We start from the raw sequence: 17,944 nt of genomic DNA on the forward strand, positions 1-17,944 counted from the left end.
CACCTGACATATTTTCTTGCATGAAAGGAATTCGGCATGAGCCGTCTCGTCATTGTTTCCAATCGCGTACCCGTTCCGGACAAGGGTGGCATTGCGCCCGCCGGTGGGCTGGCGGTCGCGCTTAAAGCCGCCCTCGAAGAGCATGGCGGCATATGGATGGGCTGGTCGGGAAAATCGAGCGGCGAGCACGAGGCGCAGCCGCTTGCGCAACTGCAGCAGGGCAATATTACCTATGCACTGACGGATCTGACCGATACCGATGTAGAGGAATACTACCACGGTTTCGCCAACCGCGTTCTCTGGCCGATCTGCCACTACCGGCTTGATCTCGCCGAATACGGTCGCAAGGAAATGGCCGGGTATTTCCGCGTCAACCGCTTCTTCGCCCATCGGCTGGCGCCGCTTGTCGAACCCGACGACATCATCTGGGTGCACGACTACCACTTGATCCCCCTCGCCGCGGAACTGCGTCAAATGGGCTTGAAGAACCGCATCGGCTTCTTCCTCCACATTCCCTGGCCGCCTGCGGACGTGCTCTTCACGATGCCCGTTCATGAGGAGATCATGCGTGGCCTGTCGCACTACGATATCGTCGGCTTCCAGACCGATCATGACCTCGAGAACTTCGCCGGCTGCCTCAGGCGGGAAGGCATCGGCGACGAAGTTGGAGCAGGCCGCTTCAGCGCCTATGGCCGCATATTCAAGGGCGGCGCCTATGCAATCGGCATCGAGACTGCGGCCTTTGCCGAATTTGCCAAAAAGGCATCGACCAATACCACGGTCAAAAAAGCGCGTGAGAGCATCGAAAACCGCAGCCTGATCATCGGTGTCGATCGCCTCGATTATTCCAAGGGAATCATGCAGCGCATCGAGGCATTCGAGCGCTTCATCCTGGCCAATCCCGCACAGCAGGGACGCGTCACCTATCTGCAGATCACGCCGAAGTCCCGCTCCGAAGTGCCGGAATATGAAGCCATGCAGCGCACTGTTGCCGAACAGGCCGGCAGGGTGAACGGCGCGCTCGGCGCCGTCGATTGGGTGCCTATACGCTATATCAACCGCTCGGTAGGCCGCCACATTCTTGCAGGGCTTTACCGGCTTGGCAAAGTCGGCCTCGTCACGCCGCTTCGAGACGGGATGAACCTCGTCGCAAAGGAATATGTGGCCGCGCAGGATCCGGACGATCCGGGTGTGCTTGTGCTTTCGCGTTTCGCCGGAGCTGCCCGCGAGCTAAGGGGAGCACTGCTCGTCAACCCATACGACGTAGAGGGTACCGCAAACGCCATGGCGCGCGCGCTCAGCATGCCGCTGGAAGAGCGGAAGGAGCGCTGGAAGACGATGATGGATCACTTGCTGGAACATGACGTTTCGCGCTGGTGCCGGGATTTTCTCAATGATCTGACGGCATGACCGGATCAGTCTCATTAGAGCGCTCCTAAACAAGCGCTTAGAAGGCTCTCATTCTCGAAACTGAACGCTGGGACACTGTGTACGATACACCGCGCACACAACTGTGAGGTCGAGCCATGATATCCCTGTCCTCCGAAAGGCTCCTGCTTCGCGAGCATTCGATCAAGGATGCCGCGAGCTATGCGGGGTTGTGGAACCTGATCCATCTGATCCCACAAGCCCACCGTCTCTGAACTGTGAGGAGGGATGGGTTTGCGAAGGAAGCTATTCGGTCCGGCATCGCGTGGTTCGAAGCGCCGACTGCTGTCCACAAGACCCAGGAGCCCGTCCGCTTCGGTCGCAGCGGCATCGAACCGGTGCGGGTCAGGGCAAGATGATTTCACGAAGCGACCGAGCTGTCACGCCTCGGCGCACCCATTGCGTCGCGCTGACAACAACCGCCATCAGACACGCGAAGCAGATCCGCGAAGCACCGAACAAGCTGAAGTGACAAACAGGCCTGCGAATGGAGGGCCATCCGGTGAAGCGGGCCGCCCTGCAGCTCACTTTGCGACGAAGAGTAGATCGAAGCCCTTGAACTCACGCCTGGCGATCGATTTGCGGATCGCCGCCCAGATCGCCGAAGGATTTTCCAGCCGAAATCCGTGAAAGCTTTGAATAAGGCGAGCTGTGGCCGCCACTGTCCGAATTGCCCGCAGCAAGGCCGGCCCGGAAAGCGAGGCGGCCAGGATTTGCGGATGCACGGCCAAGAGAACGCCCGCGGTTCGCTTCCTGTCGATCGCGCCAAACTGATCGAGGGCCTTGTACTCGTATCCTTCTATATCGATCTTGAAGCAGAGCCGCTCCGTTCTCGCCATCGTCTGAAGATCGGGAACAGTGATGGTTTTGGCGGTAATCACCATGCCGGTATCGTCGGCAATCAAGGCCGAGGTCTCCGAACTGCCGAAACCGCCCCCGACCGAGTTGAGGACGAGGCAATCGTCCTGCGACAGCGCCGCGTTGAGCAGTTCGACTTCGCCCGTGTTCACACCCTTCATCTCAGTCAGGATCTCGAAGCACACGGGATCCGGTTCGACAGTAATGACATTGTCGGCGATCTGGGCCGCCCAATAGGGCGTAACGCCGATCCAGCCGCCGATATCGATGAAGGTCGTTTTCTCATCAACCAGGCGTTCGATATTGCGGAAAGTCCCGGGCTCCCATTGCCCGTGCTGCAATCGGGCGAAGAAGCGCTTCTTTTCCGGCTTGTCGGGGAAATAAACGGTCTTCTGGAAATAGGTTATCGCGCGCATCGCGCTTCTTTAGGGCCCAAAGAGGGAAAGTGCAAAGCAGTTTCCGTATCTATCACATCCAAATCCGTGACTACGGTGTCCTTGCGGGCGCAGGGGTCATCTCGCTCAATGCGCGATCATTTGAGGCGTCTCGAAAGTTCTACGCCTCTGCGCGCTGGGCGCGGCTGCGGGCTTCGGTAAGTTCTGACGTCGTCTGGCTAAGGCGATCAGCGAGGACTCGCATGATCTCAACGGCCATTTCAGGAAAGTCGGCGAGCAGTTTCAGGAAATCGTCCTTGCGGATGCGCAGCGCTTCGAGGGGCGTGGTCGTTCTGATGGTCGCCGTGCGCGGCGTGTTGCAGAGAATGGCGATCTCGCCGACGATAGAATTCTGCTCGACTTCGGCGACCTTCAGTTGGCCGTTCGGTGTTGCGACCAACACATCTGCCTTTCCGGAAAGAATGACATAGGCTGCATCGCCGATGTCACCCTGATGAAACAGATTTTCTCCCGAGCTGTACATCACCCGATCGGAGGTGAAAGCCAGAAGCTTGAGCTTCGCAGGCGGCAATCCGGAAAAGAGCGTAATCCGGCGCAACATTTCCACTTCATCTTTTAGGAGCATAACAGTCCGTTTCTCCGAATGTGTCGCGGGGCGCAAACACTTCCCGCCCAAGTGGCCGGGAAAATATGCTTGCCTCCTAATGTTAATACTACATCAAGATGCCAGTTCCTTATAGTCGCTGTCTTTTGAGGAAGTTTCCACAGCTTCGTCCCGTACCAAGTGCCCGTTATCGAAATGCGCTTCGCGGTCGAAGAGTTCCGAAAGACTCGGATTGGAGAGGACCCAGACGATGGCGGGCTTCCGCCCCTCGTTGCGAAGAAAGGCAAAGACGTTGCGGGTGATCTGGTCCTGCGCGCGTTGATCGAGGGCAAGCAGCGGCTGATTGAAGATGTAAAAATCCGACACGCGGATCAGCGTGCGCGCCAGATTGAGTTTCTGCCGCTGGCCGATTGTCAGCCGCTTGCCGCCGGCTCCGACATCGAAGTCGAGCCCGAAGGCCAGCACCTTGTTGAAAAGCCCAAGCGATTCAAAAAGGTCGCGCACGGTTGCCCGAATTCTTTCGGAGCCGTCCGTATGCTTATGACCGATACGGCCGAAGAGCACGTTATCGATGATGCTGGCCGATGCGATATAGCGGTTCGGCTGATAGTGTTCGATGATGCCGACGAGATCGCCCGGCAGGCCTTCGCTAAATTCCCGCCGGGCTTCGACGACTTTGTTCATCAGGCTCTCGGTCAGCAGGCCGAAACGGTGCCGCGGCTCTATGTAGCCGAAGCACAGCCGGATGATCCTGATGGCATCATCTTCTGAAACTTCCTCGATCGGCCGTCCCCTCACCTTCTGAAGAAGTGCTTCATAGACGGGGATTTCCTCGGCCGTCATGAAGGTCAGTTGCTGGAAGAACGGATGATCCGGAGGCAGGTCGCGGAACAGTTCGACGACGTTTTCGGCAATTTCCAGCCCCATCTCGTAGAAAGTCTCATGGAGGCCGGCCTTCCGCAGCACGGTCTTGAAGAAGGGATGGCTCTCGAGCGCCGTTTCCCATCTGGCCCGGTCCGTCACCGTGCCAAAAAGCAGGTTTTCGCCGATTGTCGCCTCGATATTGTAGGAGCCCGGCTCGAAGAAGACGACGAGATCGCTGAGCTTTTCGGCTTCGAGGCGACGGCGGAGCGCGCCGCGCATTTCCACGATTTCGCCGGCGAAGGCTTCATGCTCGACGGGATTGATGGTTGACCGGACCGCCAGCGCCAGAATGTCGTTCGTCAGAAGCGCCACGTCGAGCACGGCCCTGATCTTCGCAAAAAGATCGTCCGCGCCTGTCGCGCCTGCGGCGTCATAATCGATCCAGTCGCTATTCAAATCGAGCGAAGGATTGCCGGCGAGTTTAGCTTCCAGCAGTTCCCACCTTCGATGGGCTGCCTTGTCGCCTTCATAAGCCACTTCCGTCAGCGGAGCGTGCTTGAGCCCGTAAAGCAGATTGTCGCCGAGACTACCCTGGAAGGCGTAGACTTCCGAGGACGCATAGGAAATCCGCCGCCCGACGATCGATTCCGGCAAATCGTGAATATCGTTGTCGCCGATGACTATCCTGCCGCCTTCCGGCCAGACCAAACGGCCGAAAGCTTCAGCGAGCGCTTCGCCGCCGCCGTTGGTGCCGCCGGTAATTGCAATTGTCTCGCCGGGGTGAACCTGGAGCGACACATGTTCCACGATCTTCGATCCGCCATCGTCAGCAACCGTCAGATTGACCGCGGCCAGCGCTCCCGTCAGCGGCGCAGCAGGAGTGACAGACAATGCCTGTACCTTGGCGTCGATCAGGGGGCCGACACTGAACTGCTCCACGACTTGGGCATACTTGACCTGCACGTCCTGGCGCGCCTGGTCCCAATCGATCAATTCCTTCAGCGGCCCTGGCAGATCTTTGTAGGCGCCGATGACCGCAACAAGCTGACCAATGTCAAGTCTGCCTTGCAGTGCGAAATAACCGCCGATCGAGTAGAACAGGAACGGCGTGACCTGCGCCAGGAAGTTGTTCAGGAATTTCACCAGGAACTTCCATTCATACAGGTCGTAGCGGATCTTGAATATCCGCCCGAGGCGAGCGGCGATGTCCGCCCTCTCGTAGTTGGATGTGTCGTGGCCACGAATCGTGCCGATACCGTCTACGATCTCGCTCACTCGGCCCGACAGTTCACGCGCCGTCAACTGGCGCTCGCGGCCGAGCACGATCAGCCGCCGGCGCATACGTGGAATGACTACAGCCTGGATGGCGACAATGAACGCGGCAATCAGTCCGAGCCACAAGCTCTGGATAAGGATGAAAATCAGCGCCGTCAGCGCCTGGCCGCCGAGAAGTGCCGGTTGCACGAAAGCATCGCCGGTAAAGCCGCCCAACGGCTCGACTTCGTCCTTGATCATCGTCGAGATTTCGGCCGGTTTCACACGCTTGAAGTGATGGGGCGGGAAACGCAAAACCCGATCGACGAGTTCGAAACGGATGCGCCGAAGAAGCCGTTCGCCCAATCGCCCCTTGTAGGTGTTGATGTAGAACTTAAACAGCCCGTTGATGATGACGAGCAGGAGAAACACCAGGCTGAGCGCCAGCAGCATGCCTTCCCGCCCGAGCTGAAAGCCGGAGAACAGTGGAAGTTCGCCGAAAAACGGCAAATTGAAAGAAATGGGCAGGAAAGGCTGCGTCGCCTCCGGACTTTCGAAGCCGTCACCCTGAATCGGTCCGTTGACGATCTGCTTCGGTAGATCGAAGGACAAGAAGTAGGGAATCATCGACAGCGCTACGACCAGCAGGATCCAAAGCTGCTGCTTGCGGGTGTGAGTCCAGATGTAGCGGGAAAGACGTGTTTCCATGTGCCGATAATGAGACCTAATCTAAAACTCGGGATCGCTCGGCTTTTTGCCGGCGGACTCGTGTCCGCAGATGGTTCCAGTCCGCCCGATCTTCAACGGGCCCGCACCTCATCCACGAAATCGTGACTGCACGGCATGAGAGCAAAGCCACGCTTCATGTCAAGCGCCTAACACCCGCCGACGGATTGCCGACGCAAACAGCCTCGCTTTTAGAAACGCTTTCGCCGTCCTGTCCGCGACTCTAGTCAGCCATCGTAGCGTTCTTGGCGCGCCCTTGCACTCGCTTGGGCGTGAGCTTACAACAGCCGCATGACGCATGCCAGCCACTCCCTCCGTCCTCCCGAAGATTGGTGCGAAAATGCCTACGACCTCGTTCGCGGACTGGCCGTCTATTCCGGCAGCATGCTCGTCGATGGCATAGCCAAGGTGATCGCCAAGCATCCGGAAGGAAACATCGCCAACGCGTTCAACCACAAGCAAGTCGGCTGCAAGATCTGGGCCCGCGACAAGCTTCTCGAAAGTTCCGGCCCGTCCTATCGCAGGATCGTGGTGCTCGGAGGCTGGTACGGGGTCCTCCCAGCCATGCTGCTCGAAGATAGACGTTTCAATATCGCGGCGGTGGATAGCTACGATATCGATCCGGCGGTGGAAGAAGTCGCGTCGACGCTCAATTCCGCCTTTAGCGACAGGTTTCGTGCGATCACGGCGGACATGTATGCTCTCGATTATCAGGGCCTGGGCGCGGATCTCTTGATCAACACGAGTTGCGAGCATATCGCAGACCTCGGCGGCTGGCTCAGCCTCGTTCCCTCGGGCACGCGCGTTCTGCTGCAGTCGAATGATTATTTCAGCGAACCGACACATATAAGCTGTGTCTCGTCACTAGATGAGTTCCGCGCCCAGGCAGGCCTTGCGAAGCTCGACTTCGCGGGAGCACTGCCGATGAAAAAATACACCCGCTTCATGCTGATCGGGACGGTCTGACCGCTTTGGTCGACAGCAATCGTTGTTCAAGAATGACTGCCGTCTTGACGGCTCCATCGAGATCGAGCGGTGGTATATCCGGCTTCGGCCGCGAAAGCATTTCTTCGATTTTGCGTGCAAGTTCCTGCGGCGTGATGCCCTCCTCCGGCAAAACGGCCGCGAGGCCGAGCTTTTCAAGCCTCTCCGCACGCGTCATTTGTTCAGTTTCGCCGCCTGCGGTGAAAGGAATGAGCAGCGAGGCGCATCCGGCGCGCAGAGTGTCGCACACGGTGTTGTATCCGGCCTGTGATACGGAAAGGCGCGCGCCGGCAAGCAGGCTCGCGAAATCCTGTCGAAAGCGAAAGAGGCCGGCACCGTTCGGCGCCATGGCCGCGAACGCATCGAAATCCGCTTGCGGCAGATTGGGACCGGTCACGAGGCACCAGCGAAGCCCTTCCGGCAAAAGCATCGCGGCGCCAAGCGCTGCCCCGATCAACTCCTTGCCGACAGCGCCGCCGCCCGCCGAAACCAGCACATCGAACTTCTCGGCCGGCGACGCCGGTGGCGGCGGGGCGACAAGGCCCGTGTAGAATACCTTGTCCTCGATCTCGCTCGCCAGCGGGAAGGTCTCCTCGATCCGCGCGAACGCCGGATCGCCGTGGACGAGCACCAGGTCGAAATGCGCTCTCACGAGGTCCACCGTCTCCTCTGCCCGTCCCGGCTTGATTCGTTCCTGCAGGATATCGCGCAGAGACGTCGCCACCAGCGGTCGCGGCTCCATGGCGGCAATAGCATCGAGCAGAGGCAGCAATTCGAACCGCATTTGCCGGCGGCCGAAGGGGAACGCCTCTATAACTACGACATCCGGCTCGGTCTGGTGAAGCGCTTCGAGGAGCAGGTTCCTTCGGTGCTCCTGGAAAGCGCTCGTCACCGGATTGCCATTGCCATCGCTCAAGCCGGAAAAGCCCTTGTCTCCAGCCGTCACCGGCGGCAAGACGACCGTCTTCAGGTCTTCTCCAGGAAATCCCGGAACGGGCATGCCGCCGGTGACCATCGTGACCTCGAAGTCACGCTCTGAGAGCGCTCTTGCAATACGGCTCGCCCGCGCCAGGTGTCCGATCCCGAGCAGATGCTGTACGTAAAAGAAGACGCGGCGCTTTCTCAAGGGGCGTTTCTCCATTCGCTTTCAAAAAGCCCGATCAGCTGCCGGACGCTGGAATGATGATCGAATTCGGCACGCACGCGCTCTTCCGCCGCTCCCCCAAGCCGCCGGCGCAGATCGGGATCGCGTGCCAGTCTTTCGAGCGCCAAGGCAAACGCGCGGGGGTCCTCCGCGGGCACGAGGAGGCCGTTCCGACCGTCGTCGAGCAGCTCCGGTACGCCGGAGACGGACGTCGAAACGCAGGCCAGGCGCTGGCTCGACGCTTCTACCAGCACATTCGGCAGGCCATCGCGATCGCCATTGTTAGCGATACGGCACGCCAACGCGAAGATATCGCTTCTGCGGTAGTGCACCAGCACGTCCTTCTGGTCGAGCGCACCGTTCCAGCTTACGCGACCCGCAAGGCCAAGCTCATCGGCAAGGGTCTGGAGTTCGCCCGTCAGATCACCCGCGCCGATGTGCTCGAAGCGCCAGTTGAGATCGGCGGGCAACAGCGAAAGCGCCTTGAGGAGGATATCGTATCCTTTCTTGGCGACGGCACGTCCGACGCTGACGATGTGAACCGGATCGCCGGGATCGGAACCGTCGCGGCGGGAATGATCGCCTTCGAAGACCGGGAACCGGTCGAGATCAAGGCCATGATAGCTCAAATGCACGCGGGACTTTTCGGCCGTTAGGCTTTGCAAATGCTCGAAGCCGTTGCGCGTACAGGTCACCGTCCAGCGGGCGCGCCCAAGTTTTTCGGAAAGTTCCCAATCCGCAGACGTCCAAATGTCCTTGGCATGCGCAGAGCAGGTCCAGGGGATGCCGGCGATGATGCTCGCATAATCCGTCACCGATGCCGGTGTATGAATGAAATGCGCGTGAAGCCAGCTTGCGTCGCCGGGCCATTCTGCGGCAAGCACCAGCGCCTGACCAAAACGGCGGAAGCGATTGCGTGTCCTGTCGCGCCACAGATCCCGGAGGAACGGTCCCAATGCCCGCCAGAAACCGGCCTTCGGTGTCGATTTGAGCAATGCACGAAACACACGCAAGGGCTCGTCATGCAGGTATTCCGGCAGGTAATACACCGAAGCGCGGATTTCGTCGTGAACGGGATGGCGCTTGGCATCGGTCGGACGGCGGAGGGCAACGAGCACCAGTTCGTGCCCCGCCTTTTCCAGGCCGAGCAGTTCCTGCGCAATGAAGGTTTCCGAAAGGCGGGGATAACCCTTCAGAACAACGGCAATCTTTCGATTTGACGACACGGGTTCAGCTTGTCTTCTTAACGACGCTTAAGTGTTCTTTCGATCTGTGATCGAGCCAATCGCCGACGATTTCGGATATGTGGACAAGGCCTTCGAGCCGCAGCCCGTTGGCGCCATGCGACGGCGGCGCGCGCTTGGGCAGCGCCTTCAGTGCGGCGGCGAATCTGAGCGGGTCTTCCGCCTCATGCGGGAGAAGCATTTCGACGAGGCCGAGCTCTGATGCGCGCTGGGCACGGATCAGTTGTTCCTCGCGCGGCTGCAGCCGCGGCACGATCAGCGCCGGCTTGTCGAAGGAAAGGATCTCGCAATAGGTGTTGTAACCGCCCATCGAGACGACACCCGTGGCGCCGGCGATCAGCTCCTCCATGCGATTGTCGAACTCGATCATCTTGATGAAAGGAATGCGGCTGCCCTTCCTGATCAGCTTGTTGCGCTGCTTGGCGGGCATGTAGGGGCCGAGCACGACGAACGCGTTATGCGTGAGTTCCGGATCCTGCTGATAGGCATGGATGACATCATGAATGAGGTCGGCGCCGTCGCCGCCGCCGCCGGTCGTGACGAGGATGTAGTCTCCTTCCGGCTTGTGGCCGGGCAATCCGTCATGCGGCACGCTCCTTTGCAGGAAACCTACGAAATTCATGCGTTCGCGCACAGCCGTCGGCACTTCGAGATCCACCAGCGGATCGTAAAAATCCGGCGGGCCATACACCCAGACCGAATCGTAGAACTGCTCGATCTTGCGCATCGTGTCGCGACGCTTCCACTCGACTTCAAGCAGATGCGGCGCGTCCATGACTTCCCGGAGGCCTAGAACCAATCTCGTCCCGTGCGTCTTCAGATAGGTCAACGTCTCCTCGACCTCGCCGCGCAGGCCCATCGGCTCCTTGTCGACGATGAAGATATCCGGCTTGAAGGTCTCTGCAGTCGAGCGAATGATCGACTGGCGCATCTTCAGCGTCTCATGCAGTTCGATGTGCCGGTCGAGCGACGTGTATTCTCCGTTTCTGAGCTTGATGACGCTCGGAATTTTCACGAAATCGACACGCGCGCGATAGTCGAAGGCGCCGGCGATGGTTGCGCCGGAGATGATCAGGATCTGCAGTCCGCTGTAGTCTTCCACCAGCGCATGCGCAATGGCACGGCAGCGCCTCAGGTGGCCGAGGCCGAACGTGTCATGGCTGTACATGAGGATCCGGGCATCTTCGAAACGCCGTATCATGCGAAGAACCTTTCGCTCATAACTAGAAGGTCACGATCTGCTGCAGCGCCTGCTTTCGATCAACGGCGATACCGGTGCTATTTGTAGGGATCGGCGGCGTCGCGCAACCCGTCTCCCAGGAAGTTGAACGCCAAGATCACAAGAATAACTGGTATAGTGGGAAAGAGCAGCCACGGATAGAAGGCAATGACGCTGACGCTCTTTGCCTCTGTCAGCAGAATGCCCCAGCTCGTGATCGGTGGCCTGAGGCCGAGGCCGAGGAAGCTCAGCGCCGTCTCGCCGAGAATCATGCCGGGAATGGAGATCGTCGCCGTCGCGATGAGATGGGACATGAAGCCCGGCACCAGATGCCGCCCGATGATGCGGCTGCTCCTCGCCCCCATCAGTTGCGCCGCTAGCACATAATCCTCTTCGCGCAAGGCAAGGAGCTTTGACCGGACCGCGCGTGCAAGCCCGGTCCAGTCGAGAAGGCCGAGGATGACGGTGATGCCGAGATAGATGAGGATGGGGCTCCAGGTCGCCGGCATGATTGCCGCGAGCGAAAGCCAGAGCGGAATGCTCGGTATCGACTGAAGAACCTCGATTATCCTCTGAACAACGAGGTCGAATATCCCGCCGTGATACCCGGCAAGGCCGCCGATGACGATACCCAATACGAAGCTGACGGTAATGCCGAGAAGCCCGATCGTCAGAGATATCCGCGCGCCATAGATGATGCGCGACAGCACGTCGCGGCCGAGCCTGTCCGTTCCCAACAGAAAGAGCTGGCCGTCCTTGGCGGGACAGACCAGATGGAGATTGCTGTCGAAAAGACCCCAGAAACGATAGCCGTCACCGCGACAAAAGAACCGGATCGGCTCTATGTTTGACCGGTTGTCGGTGTAGTTGCGCTTCAGCGTGTCCATGTCGAGCGCCATCGTGCGGCCGTATACGAACGGACCGACGAAGGCGCCCTCATGGAAGAAATGAACCCGTTGCGGCGGCGCGTAGATGAAATCGACGTTGCGCGTATGCAGGTTATAGGGCGCCAGGAACTCGCAAATGAGAATCATGCCGTAGAGCGCCGCGAGGAAAATGCCGGAAGCGAGCGCCAGCTTGTGGCGTCTGAACTTCCACCACATCAGGCGCAACTGCGACGCCTGATTCACCCGTACCTGCTCCTCCGTCATCACTTCGACTGAGTAAGGATCGAACGGGGCGGTCGAAACGTAATGCGGCAGGGGCTCGCCGGGCGCCGGAATCGGGGATGTCACTTGGTGCTCCTGCCCTGCAGGCGAATTCTAGGATCGAGTACGGCGAGCGCGAGATCGGAAATCAACACGCCGATGACGGTCAGAAACGCGAGAAACATTAGAAACGACCCGGCTAGATACATGTCCTGGCTCTGCAACGCCTTGATCAGCATCGGTCCGGTGGTTTCGAGCGACAGCACGATCGCCGTGATTTCCGCACCGGAGATGATCGCCGGCAGGATCGAGCCTATGTCGGAGATGAAGAAGTTGAGCGCCATGCGCAGCGGATATTTGAGAAGGGTGCGGGTGGGCGACAGTCCCTTCGCCCGCGCCGTGACGACATATTGCTTCTGGAGCTCGTCGAGCAGATTGGCCCTGAGCCGCCGGATCATGCCTGCCGTGCCCGCCGCGCCGACGATGATAACCGGGATCCAGATGTGTTCGAGAATAGATTCGGCTTTTTCCCAACTCATCGGCTCGGCGAGATATTTCTGGTCCATCAGATGGCCGATCGTGGTTCCGAACCACATGTTGGCGAAATACATGAGGATCAGCGCCAGCATGAAATTCGGTATGGCGATGCCGATAAGGCCGATCAGCGACAAACCGTAGTCACCCCAGCTATATTGATGCGTGGCGGCATAAATGCCGATCGGGAACGCTATGACCCAGGTGAATATGATCGTGAAGAAGGAGACGAGAATGGTCAGCCAGAGCCGGTCTCCGACCACTTCGCTCACCGGCAATTCGTATTCGAACGAATAGCCGAAGTCGCCCTGCAGCATCCCGGCCACCCAGTAGACATAGCGCAGCAGCGGCGGCTGGTCGAAGCCGTACTGTTGTCGCAGGGCCTCGATCTGCTCCATGTTGACGCCTTCGCCCTGCGCCCTGATCTCGGCGATGTAGCTTTCGAAGTAGTCGCCAGGCGGCAATTCGATGATGGTGAAGACGAGCGCGGAAATGATGAGGAGGGTCGGAACCATAACCGCGATACGCCAGAGAATGTAGCGCAGCATGTCAGTTGTCCTGTTCCAACCAGAAGGTGTCGGGCTTGTAGACGCCGAAATAGCTCGTGGGATCGAAGCCGTACAGCGCCTTTTCCGGCATGTTACGGAGCTTCGAGGAAACGAGGATCGGCTGCAGCGATGCGTTGACGAGGCCGATCGAGAAGACTTGATCAGTATAGATCGACAGCATCTTCCTCCAGATGTCCGCCCGCTCGGCATCGTCCGCGGAATGTCGCCAGCGCTTGAGCAGGGATAGGAGGTCGACGACCGGCGGCAGGTCGGGCGCCTCTCCCATTTCACCGTGCGAGAGATAGTTCAGGCCCCAGACGGGCCATTGCAGCTGATCGTCGGCAGTGGGGGCGAGCTGGCCCGGGTTCATATCAGCGGTCGGCACGCCGTTGTCGATGCCGAACCATATCGACATAATGATCTCGCCGCCGACCGCGCGGCTGCGGAAGGTGTCGCGCTGGGACGTGCGGATGAAGAGCGAGATGCCAACTTTCTGCCAGTAATCGGTTATGAGTTGCAGCACGTCCGTGTCGAGCGTGCTTTCGCCGGCTGTTTCGACCACGATCTGTGCTACGCGGCCATCGGGGAGGATGCGTATGCCGTCGCTGCCCCGCTTGGCGAGTCCCGCCTGATCAAGCAAGGCATTCGCCTGCTCCGGGTCGTGGGCGATCCAGGCATTGGCGAACTCGGGTCGGTAGAGCGGACTATCCGGCAGGACCGTATCGGCACTTTCTTTCGTCAGGCCGTAGAAAACCGCCATGTTGATTTCGCGCCTGTCGATCGCGAGCGACAGCGCCCGCCTGACGCGCACATCTCGCAGCAGCGGCCGCCACACAGGATCGGAACAGTTGAGGTTGGGAAGCAGCGCCAGGCGAGAGCCGGTTGTCTTCTTCCAGAGCTTGACCTTCACGGGATAGCGCTTCTCTGCATCCTTGAGGAAGGTGTAGTCGACGAAATCGATGCCCGCTGCCTGGAGGTCGCTCTCACCTGTGCCGGTTTTTGCCGGAATGAGCGAGGAGGAACTGACGCTCAGGACGAACTTGTCGATATAAGGCAATTGCAGGCCGTTCTCGTCGACACGGTGAAAATACGGATTGCGTTCGAAGACGAACTGCTCGGCCGGCAGCGGCGTCGTGTTGCGCCAGGGATCAAGCGTCGGCAGATCGGGATTTTCGGGGCGGTAGGAACGCGCCATGCGCATATGCAACTGGCTCCATTTCTTGACCCGCTGCTCTTTCATGATCTCCTTGAGCTTGTCCTCGTCCTGGTATTTCTTGTGGAACTGCTTGAGATAAGCGGCCGGCATGGCAATAACCAAGGGCTGCGGAGCGGCCAGCTTCTGCAGGAAATCCGGATTGGGAGTCTTCCACGAGTAGCGCAGCGTCCGCTCGTCGACGATTTCGAACTTTGCTCCCTCTCCGTCCATGACCAGCGCCGTCGGCAGCCCGGCCGGAGAGAGTTCTTCGCTGAGCAGCACGTCTTCCCAGCAGTAGCGGAAATCTTCCGTCGAAAGCGGCGTTCCGTCCGACCACTTATGTCCTTCGCGCAGATGAAAGGTGAAGATACGATCCTCGACTGTCTCATAGCTTTCAAGGACGTCGGGCTGGAGATTGAGCGCCTCGTCATAACCGACCAGCCTGGCATAGCCGTAGATCGTCATGAGGCGAATGTCTTTGGCGCTACCGATCAGGCTCCGGACCGTTCCGCCATGGCGGCCCGGCTGTCGTCCCATCGCCGCGACATTGATGACCCGGGGCGTCTTCGGCAACCGCTCGCTAAGCGGCGGAAGCCTGCCCTCTGCGACGAGCGGAGCGAGGGCCTCGACCTCTTTCCCGGCCGCAAACAGGACCCTCGGCAGGGCAGTCGAAGCGAGAATGGCAAGAGCGGTTCTTCGGGTAATCACGGGCGTAACTCCCTTGCATCCATCGACTTTCGGGCGAGGACATAATGGTCGCCGCCAAGGTGGGCGGGAAAGAGAGCGTTCTCCTCGCCGCCATCGGAGAATTGTGCCCCCCAGCGGTCTTGGTCCGATCCGCCGCTCGCCTGGAGGGAATCGAAGTCGAGTTTGCGATCGAGATCGGGATAGGGAACGGCTGCGAGCAATGATTTCGTGTAGGGATGTACGGGATTGCGCATCAGGACCTCCCGCGGCGCGAGCTCCACGATCCGGCCGGCGCACATGACCGCGATCCGATCCGCCATGTAGTCGACCACCGCGAGATTGTGCGAAATAAAAAGCGTCGTGAGGCCGAGCTCCTTCTGCAAATCCTTGAGCAGATTGAGAATCTGGGCCTGCACCGAGACATCGAGGGCCGAGACGGGCTCGTCGCAGATCAGAAGCTGCGGCACCAACGCAAGCGCCCGGGCGATCCCGATGCGTTGCCTTTGGCCGCCGGAGAAGCTGTGCGGATAGCGGTTGATGAAACGCTGATCGAGGCCGACCGCCTGCAGCAGGGAGCGCACCGTTTCGACCCGCGACTTCGGCGTCCCCCGGCCGTGAATTTCGAGTGGCTCGCTGAGAATGTTCTTGACCGTCATCCGCGGTGAGAGGGAAGAAACCGGATCCTGGAAGACCATCTGGATCTTGGCGCGCAACTCCTTGAGCTCGGTGCCCTCGAGCTTGAGGACGTCGATCCGACCTTCGCCGTCGTCAAAGGTCACCGATCCTGCGTCCGGTGTTACCGCGCGCATCAGGATCTTGCTGACCGTCGTCTTGCCGCAGCCGCTCTCTCCCACCAACCCCAGGCATTCGCCGCGACGAATGTCGAAGCTGACATTATCGACGGCGCGATGCTGAGACGTGCCGCTGCTGCCGAACCAGCCGGAGCTGCGTCTCGAAAAGGTCTTCGACAGATGGCGAACCGACACGAGGACATCGGGCCCGGAGGATTTTTGTGCCTGTTGGCTTCCAACAAGCGTCCCGGCCTTTACGGGCACTTCGCGGAGCGCCTTCAGCCGCTCGCCAGGCTTCATGTCGAAATGCGGCACCGCCGCCATCAGTCCCTTCAGATAGGGATGCTGGGGATTGCGGAAGATAGCGTCGACCGGCCCTGCTTCGACTATATCGCCATGATAGATGACGACGACCTCGTCGGCCATGTTGGCGACAACGCCGAGGTCGTGCGTGATCAGCAGCATGGCCATGTTGAGCTTGGCCTGGAGTTCGCGCAGGAGCTGGAGGATTTGCGCCTGGACGGTCACGTCGAGGGCGGTCGTCGGCTCGTCGGCAATCAGCAGCGCCGGACGGCAAATCAACGCCATGGCGATCATCGCACGTTGTCGCATGCCACCGGAGAGCTCGAACGGATACATGTCATAAGCCCGCTTCGGATCGGAAAATCCGACATAGCCCAAGAGCTGTTCGGTCCTCGCCCGCCGCCCGGCCGTGTCCACGTCCGTATGGATCTTCATCACTTCGGAAATCTGGTTGCCGATCGTGTGAAGCGGCGACAACGACGTCATCGGCTCCTGGAAAATCTTGCTGATGCGCGCACCGCGGATCTCCTGGATGTCGCGCCCGTCAGATTCCAGCGAGAGCAGATCGAGTGGCTTTCCGCCAGTCGCCGGGTCATTGAACAACACTCGGCCGCTGACTTCTGCGACGCTCGGCAGAATGCCCATTATCGCCTGGCTGATCGCCGATTTCCCCGACCCGGACTCGCCGACGAGCGCGGTCACTTTTCCCGGCAAAATCCTGAAATTTGCTTCCCGAACAGCCTCCACTTGGCCGCCAAGCACCGAGAATGTGATCCGCAGACCCTCAACCCGCAGCAGGTCCGCTCCTGACGTCATTGCAACACGCTTTCCTCATTGCCCCTCCTGCATAACTCCCTGGATCGGCGTCACCCACCAAGACCAAATTATGCAGCGATTTCAGATGTTACAGCGGCGTCTGCGCCTGCAAACAGACACGCAGCGCTGTAGCCTCGCCACAAAAAAACAGTAGCGTAGCTTCAACAGGCTGTCCAGCACGCGACCAGACGGCCTAATCCGTGGGCGAGAGGGAGCTGCGCACACTTAAGAGAAGGGGCAAATGCCGTTCGTCAGAACGTCGGCGCAACGCGGCGAGCGCCGGAAATCATCGTAATAGAGCGTCCAATTCGTGGTGTCGGCGGCGCGATAGGGGCCGAACTTGAAGTACTGGTTCTCGCCGAGCCCCTTGTCCGCGTGCCCCACATGGCCCTTCACCGTTATGATCGGCTGGCCATTGGCGAATAGCTCGATATGGCCGGAGCCATCCGGCCCCGGTTTGGTGAAGACGGCGAAATCGATCCAACCGGACTTCGGATCAGGCAGCGGGTTGCCGTGACGCGTAACGGTTATTGCTGTCGTGCACGAATTGAAGAGGCGGCTGTCCTCCGTTGTCCAATTGCCGTCCGTCGCAACCAGCATGCGCATCTGGTTGACGTCAGGACGGAGCCACACCGGCACCTCGCCCTCACCGCAGCGCGCCGCCGCATTCTTAGGCCCCGTCGAGACCGGCGGAAGATAGTTGGTTTCTACAGTGGCAAAAAGCTTGCCGAAATTCATACGGAGGGCAAGGAAGGGGCTGAAATCCCCGTCAGCGCCCGCGTCGATCTCGCGCTTCCATTGTGCGATGAGGTAGCGGTGATCGCCGCTCGGTACCGGATCGGCGAACTTCACCGAAAAGCCGTACCAAACACCCTGGTCATAGGGCATGCGCAGTGCTGTCTTCTCCCAGATTTCCGCCCGCTCGCTGCATCCGTCGTCCGCTGGCCGACATTTGGGCACGACGCTAAGTTTCAACCCGCCGTTGCCCGTCCGCTTGACCGCGCTTTGAAACTCGAAAGTGCCGGCGCTCTGCTCGGAGTTCTCGCGGTAATAAAGCCCGCCTTCGGGGGCAAAATCCGTGCCCTCGAAACCGTCGACCAATTTCCGCTCCAGAGCCGGTTCTTGCTTCAGCGATTGAGCATTTGCGACGCCTGCCGTAGCAAGGACGGCGGCTAGAAGAGCCACGCGGTACATCCATCTCC

General features: G+C 59.7%; 13 protein-coding genes. 2 read left to right on the top strand and 11 right to left on the bottom strand.

What is annotated here, in order from left to right; genetic code table 11:
* Nucleotides 1-36 precede the first annotated feature (36 nt).
* Nucleotides 37-1,410, top strand: coding sequence for an alpha,alpha-trehalose-phosphate synthase (UDP-forming) (gene otsA / locus PYH37_RS05035; protein WP_280732326.1), 1,374 nt, complete (start codon nt 37-39; stop codon nt 1,408-1,410).
* A 542-nt stretch (nt 1,411-1,952) separates the two neighbouring features.
* Here otsA and PYH37_RS05040 read toward each other — a convergent pair.
* From PYH37_RS05040 to PYH37_RS05050, 3 genes are all read right to left on the bottom strand, one after another.
* Nucleotides 1,953-2,702 (bottom strand): FkbM family methyltransferase, encoded by a 750-nt coding sequence (locus PYH37_RS05040; protein ID WP_280732327.1) that lies wholly within the window; start codon nt 2,700-2,702, stop codon nt 1,953-1,955.
* 139 nt (nt 2,703-2,841) lie between these two features.
* Nucleotides 2,842-3,306, bottom strand: coding sequence for a cyclic nucleotide-binding domain-containing protein (locus tag PYH37_RS05045; RefSeq protein WP_280732328.1), 465 nt, complete (start codon nt 3,304-3,306; stop codon nt 2,842-2,844).
* A gap of 93 nt (nt 3,307-3,399) precedes the next feature.
* Nucleotides 3,400-6,111: an ABC transporter transmembrane domain-containing protein gene (locus tag PYH37_RS05050; RefSeq protein WP_280732329.1), complete on the bottom strand. Its 2,712-nt coding sequence runs from the start codon at nt 6,109-6,111 to the stop codon at nt 3,400-3,402.
* A 309-nt stretch (nt 6,112-6,420) separates the two neighbouring features.
* On the opposite strand from PYH37_RS05050, the gene PYH37_RS05055 reads away from it, so the two are divergent.
* The gene (locus tag PYH37_RS05055) at nt 6,421-7,095 is read left to right on the top strand and encodes a class I SAM-dependent methyltransferase (RefSeq protein ID WP_280732330.1); all 675 of its coding nucleotides are present in this window, start codon (nt 6,421-6,423) and stop codon (nt 7,093-7,095) included.
* On the opposite strand, the gene PYH37_RS05060 is transcribed toward PYH37_RS05055, so the two are convergent.
* From PYH37_RS05060 to PYH37_RS05095, 8 genes are all read right to left on the bottom strand, one after another.
* Nucleotides 7,073-8,254, bottom strand: a complete 1,182-nt coding sequence (locus PYH37_RS05060) for a glycosyltransferase family protein (RefSeq protein WP_280732331.1) — start codon at nt 8,252-8,254, stop codon at nt 7,073-7,075. The two genes, PYH37_RS05055 and PYH37_RS05060, sit on opposite strands and share 23 nt — an antisense overlap.
* Entirely contained in the window at nt 8,236-9,483 is a 1,248-nt protein-coding gene (locus PYH37_RS05065) for a glycosyltransferase family 4 protein (RefSeq protein ID WP_280732332.1), read from the bottom strand. The genes PYH37_RS05060 and PYH37_RS05065 overlap by 19 nt, the downstream gene beginning before the upstream one ends.
* A gap of 4 nt (nt 9,484-9,487) precedes the next feature.
* Nucleotides 9,488-10,702 carry a glycosyltransferase family protein gene (locus tag PYH37_RS05070; RefSeq protein ID WP_280732333.1) on the bottom strand — a complete coding sequence of 405 codons (1,215 nt, stop codon included), beginning with the start codon at nt 10,700-10,702 and terminating at the stop codon, nt 9,488-9,490.
* 77 nt (nt 10,703-10,779) lie between these two features.
* Nucleotides 10,780-11,955 (bottom strand): ABC transporter permease, encoded by a 1,176-nt coding sequence (locus tag PYH37_RS05075; RefSeq protein ID WP_280732334.1) that lies wholly within the window; start codon nt 11,953-11,955, stop codon nt 10,780-10,782.
* Nucleotides 11,952-12,950: an ABC transporter permease gene (locus PYH37_RS05080; protein WP_280732335.1), complete on the bottom strand. Its 999-nt coding sequence runs from the start codon at nt 12,948-12,950 to the stop codon at nt 11,952-11,954. Before PYH37_RS05080 ends, PYH37_RS05075 begins: the two co-directional genes overlap by 4 nt.
* Nucleotide 12,951: 1 nt before the next feature.
* On the bottom strand, nt 12,952-14,853 hold the full coding sequence (locus tag PYH37_RS05085; RefSeq protein WP_280732336.1) for an ABC transporter substrate-binding protein: 1,902 nt from the start codon (nt 14,851-14,853) through the stop codon (nt 12,952-12,954).
* Nucleotides 14,850-16,742, bottom strand: coding sequence for an ABC transporter ATP-binding protein (locus tag PYH37_RS05090; protein ID WP_280732337.1), 1,893 nt, complete (start codon nt 16,740-16,742; stop codon nt 14,850-14,852). The genes PYH37_RS05085 and PYH37_RS05090 overlap by 4 nt, the downstream gene beginning before the upstream one ends.
* Before the next feature lie 225 nt (nt 16,743-16,967).
* Nucleotides 16,968-17,936, bottom strand: a complete 969-nt coding sequence (locus tag PYH37_RS05095) for a polysaccharide lyase family 20 protein (RefSeq protein WP_280732338.1) — start codon at nt 17,934-17,936, stop codon at nt 16,968-16,970.
* Between the last annotated feature and the right edge of the window lie 8 nt (nt 17,937-17,944).

Origin of the sequence: Sinorhizobium numidicum (genome assembly GCF_029892045.1) — a bacterium.
In the GTDB taxonomy this organism is placed as follows: domain Bacteria; phylum Pseudomonadota; class Alphaproteobacteria; order Rhizobiales; family Rhizobiaceae; genus Sinorhizobium; species Sinorhizobium numidicum.

Coding starts and splice junctions, on each gene's coding strand:
- otsA (WP_280732326.1), top strand. CDS start 37: ATGAGCCGTCTCGTCATTGTTTCCAATCGCGTACCCGTTCCGGACAAG.
- PYH37_RS05040 (WP_280732327.1), bottom strand. CDS start 2,702: ATGCGCGCGATAACCTATTTCCAGAAGACCGTTTATTTCCCCGACAAG.
- PYH37_RS05045 (WP_280732328.1), bottom strand. CDS start 3,306: ATGCTCCTAAAAGATGAAGTGGAAATGTTGCGCCGGATTACGCTCTTT.
- PYH37_RS05050 (WP_280732329.1), bottom strand. CDS start 6,111: ATGGAAACACGTCTTTCCCGCTACATCTGGACTCACACCCGCAAGCAG.
- PYH37_RS05055 (WP_280732330.1), top strand. CDS start 6,421: ATGACGCATGCCAGCCACTCCCTCCGTCCTCCCGAAGATTGGTGCGAA.
- PYH37_RS05060 (WP_280732331.1), bottom strand. CDS start 8,254: ATGGAGAAACGCCCCTTGAGAAAGCGCCGCGTCTTCTTTTACGTACAG.
- PYH37_RS05070 (WP_280732333.1), bottom strand. CDS start 10,702: ATGATACGGCGTTTCGAAGATGCCCGGATCCTCATGTACAGCCATGAC.
- PYH37_RS05080 (WP_280732335.1), bottom strand. CDS start 12,950: ATGCTGCGCTACATTCTCTGGCGTATCGCGGTTATGGTTCCGACCCTC.
- PYH37_RS05090 (WP_280732337.1), bottom strand. CDS start 16,742: ATGACGTCAGGAGCGGACCTGCTGCGGGTTGAGGGTCTGCGGATCACA.
- PYH37_RS05095 (WP_280732338.1), bottom strand. CDS start 17,936: ATGTACCGCGTGGCTCTTCTAGCCGCCGTCCTTGCTACGGCAGGCGTC.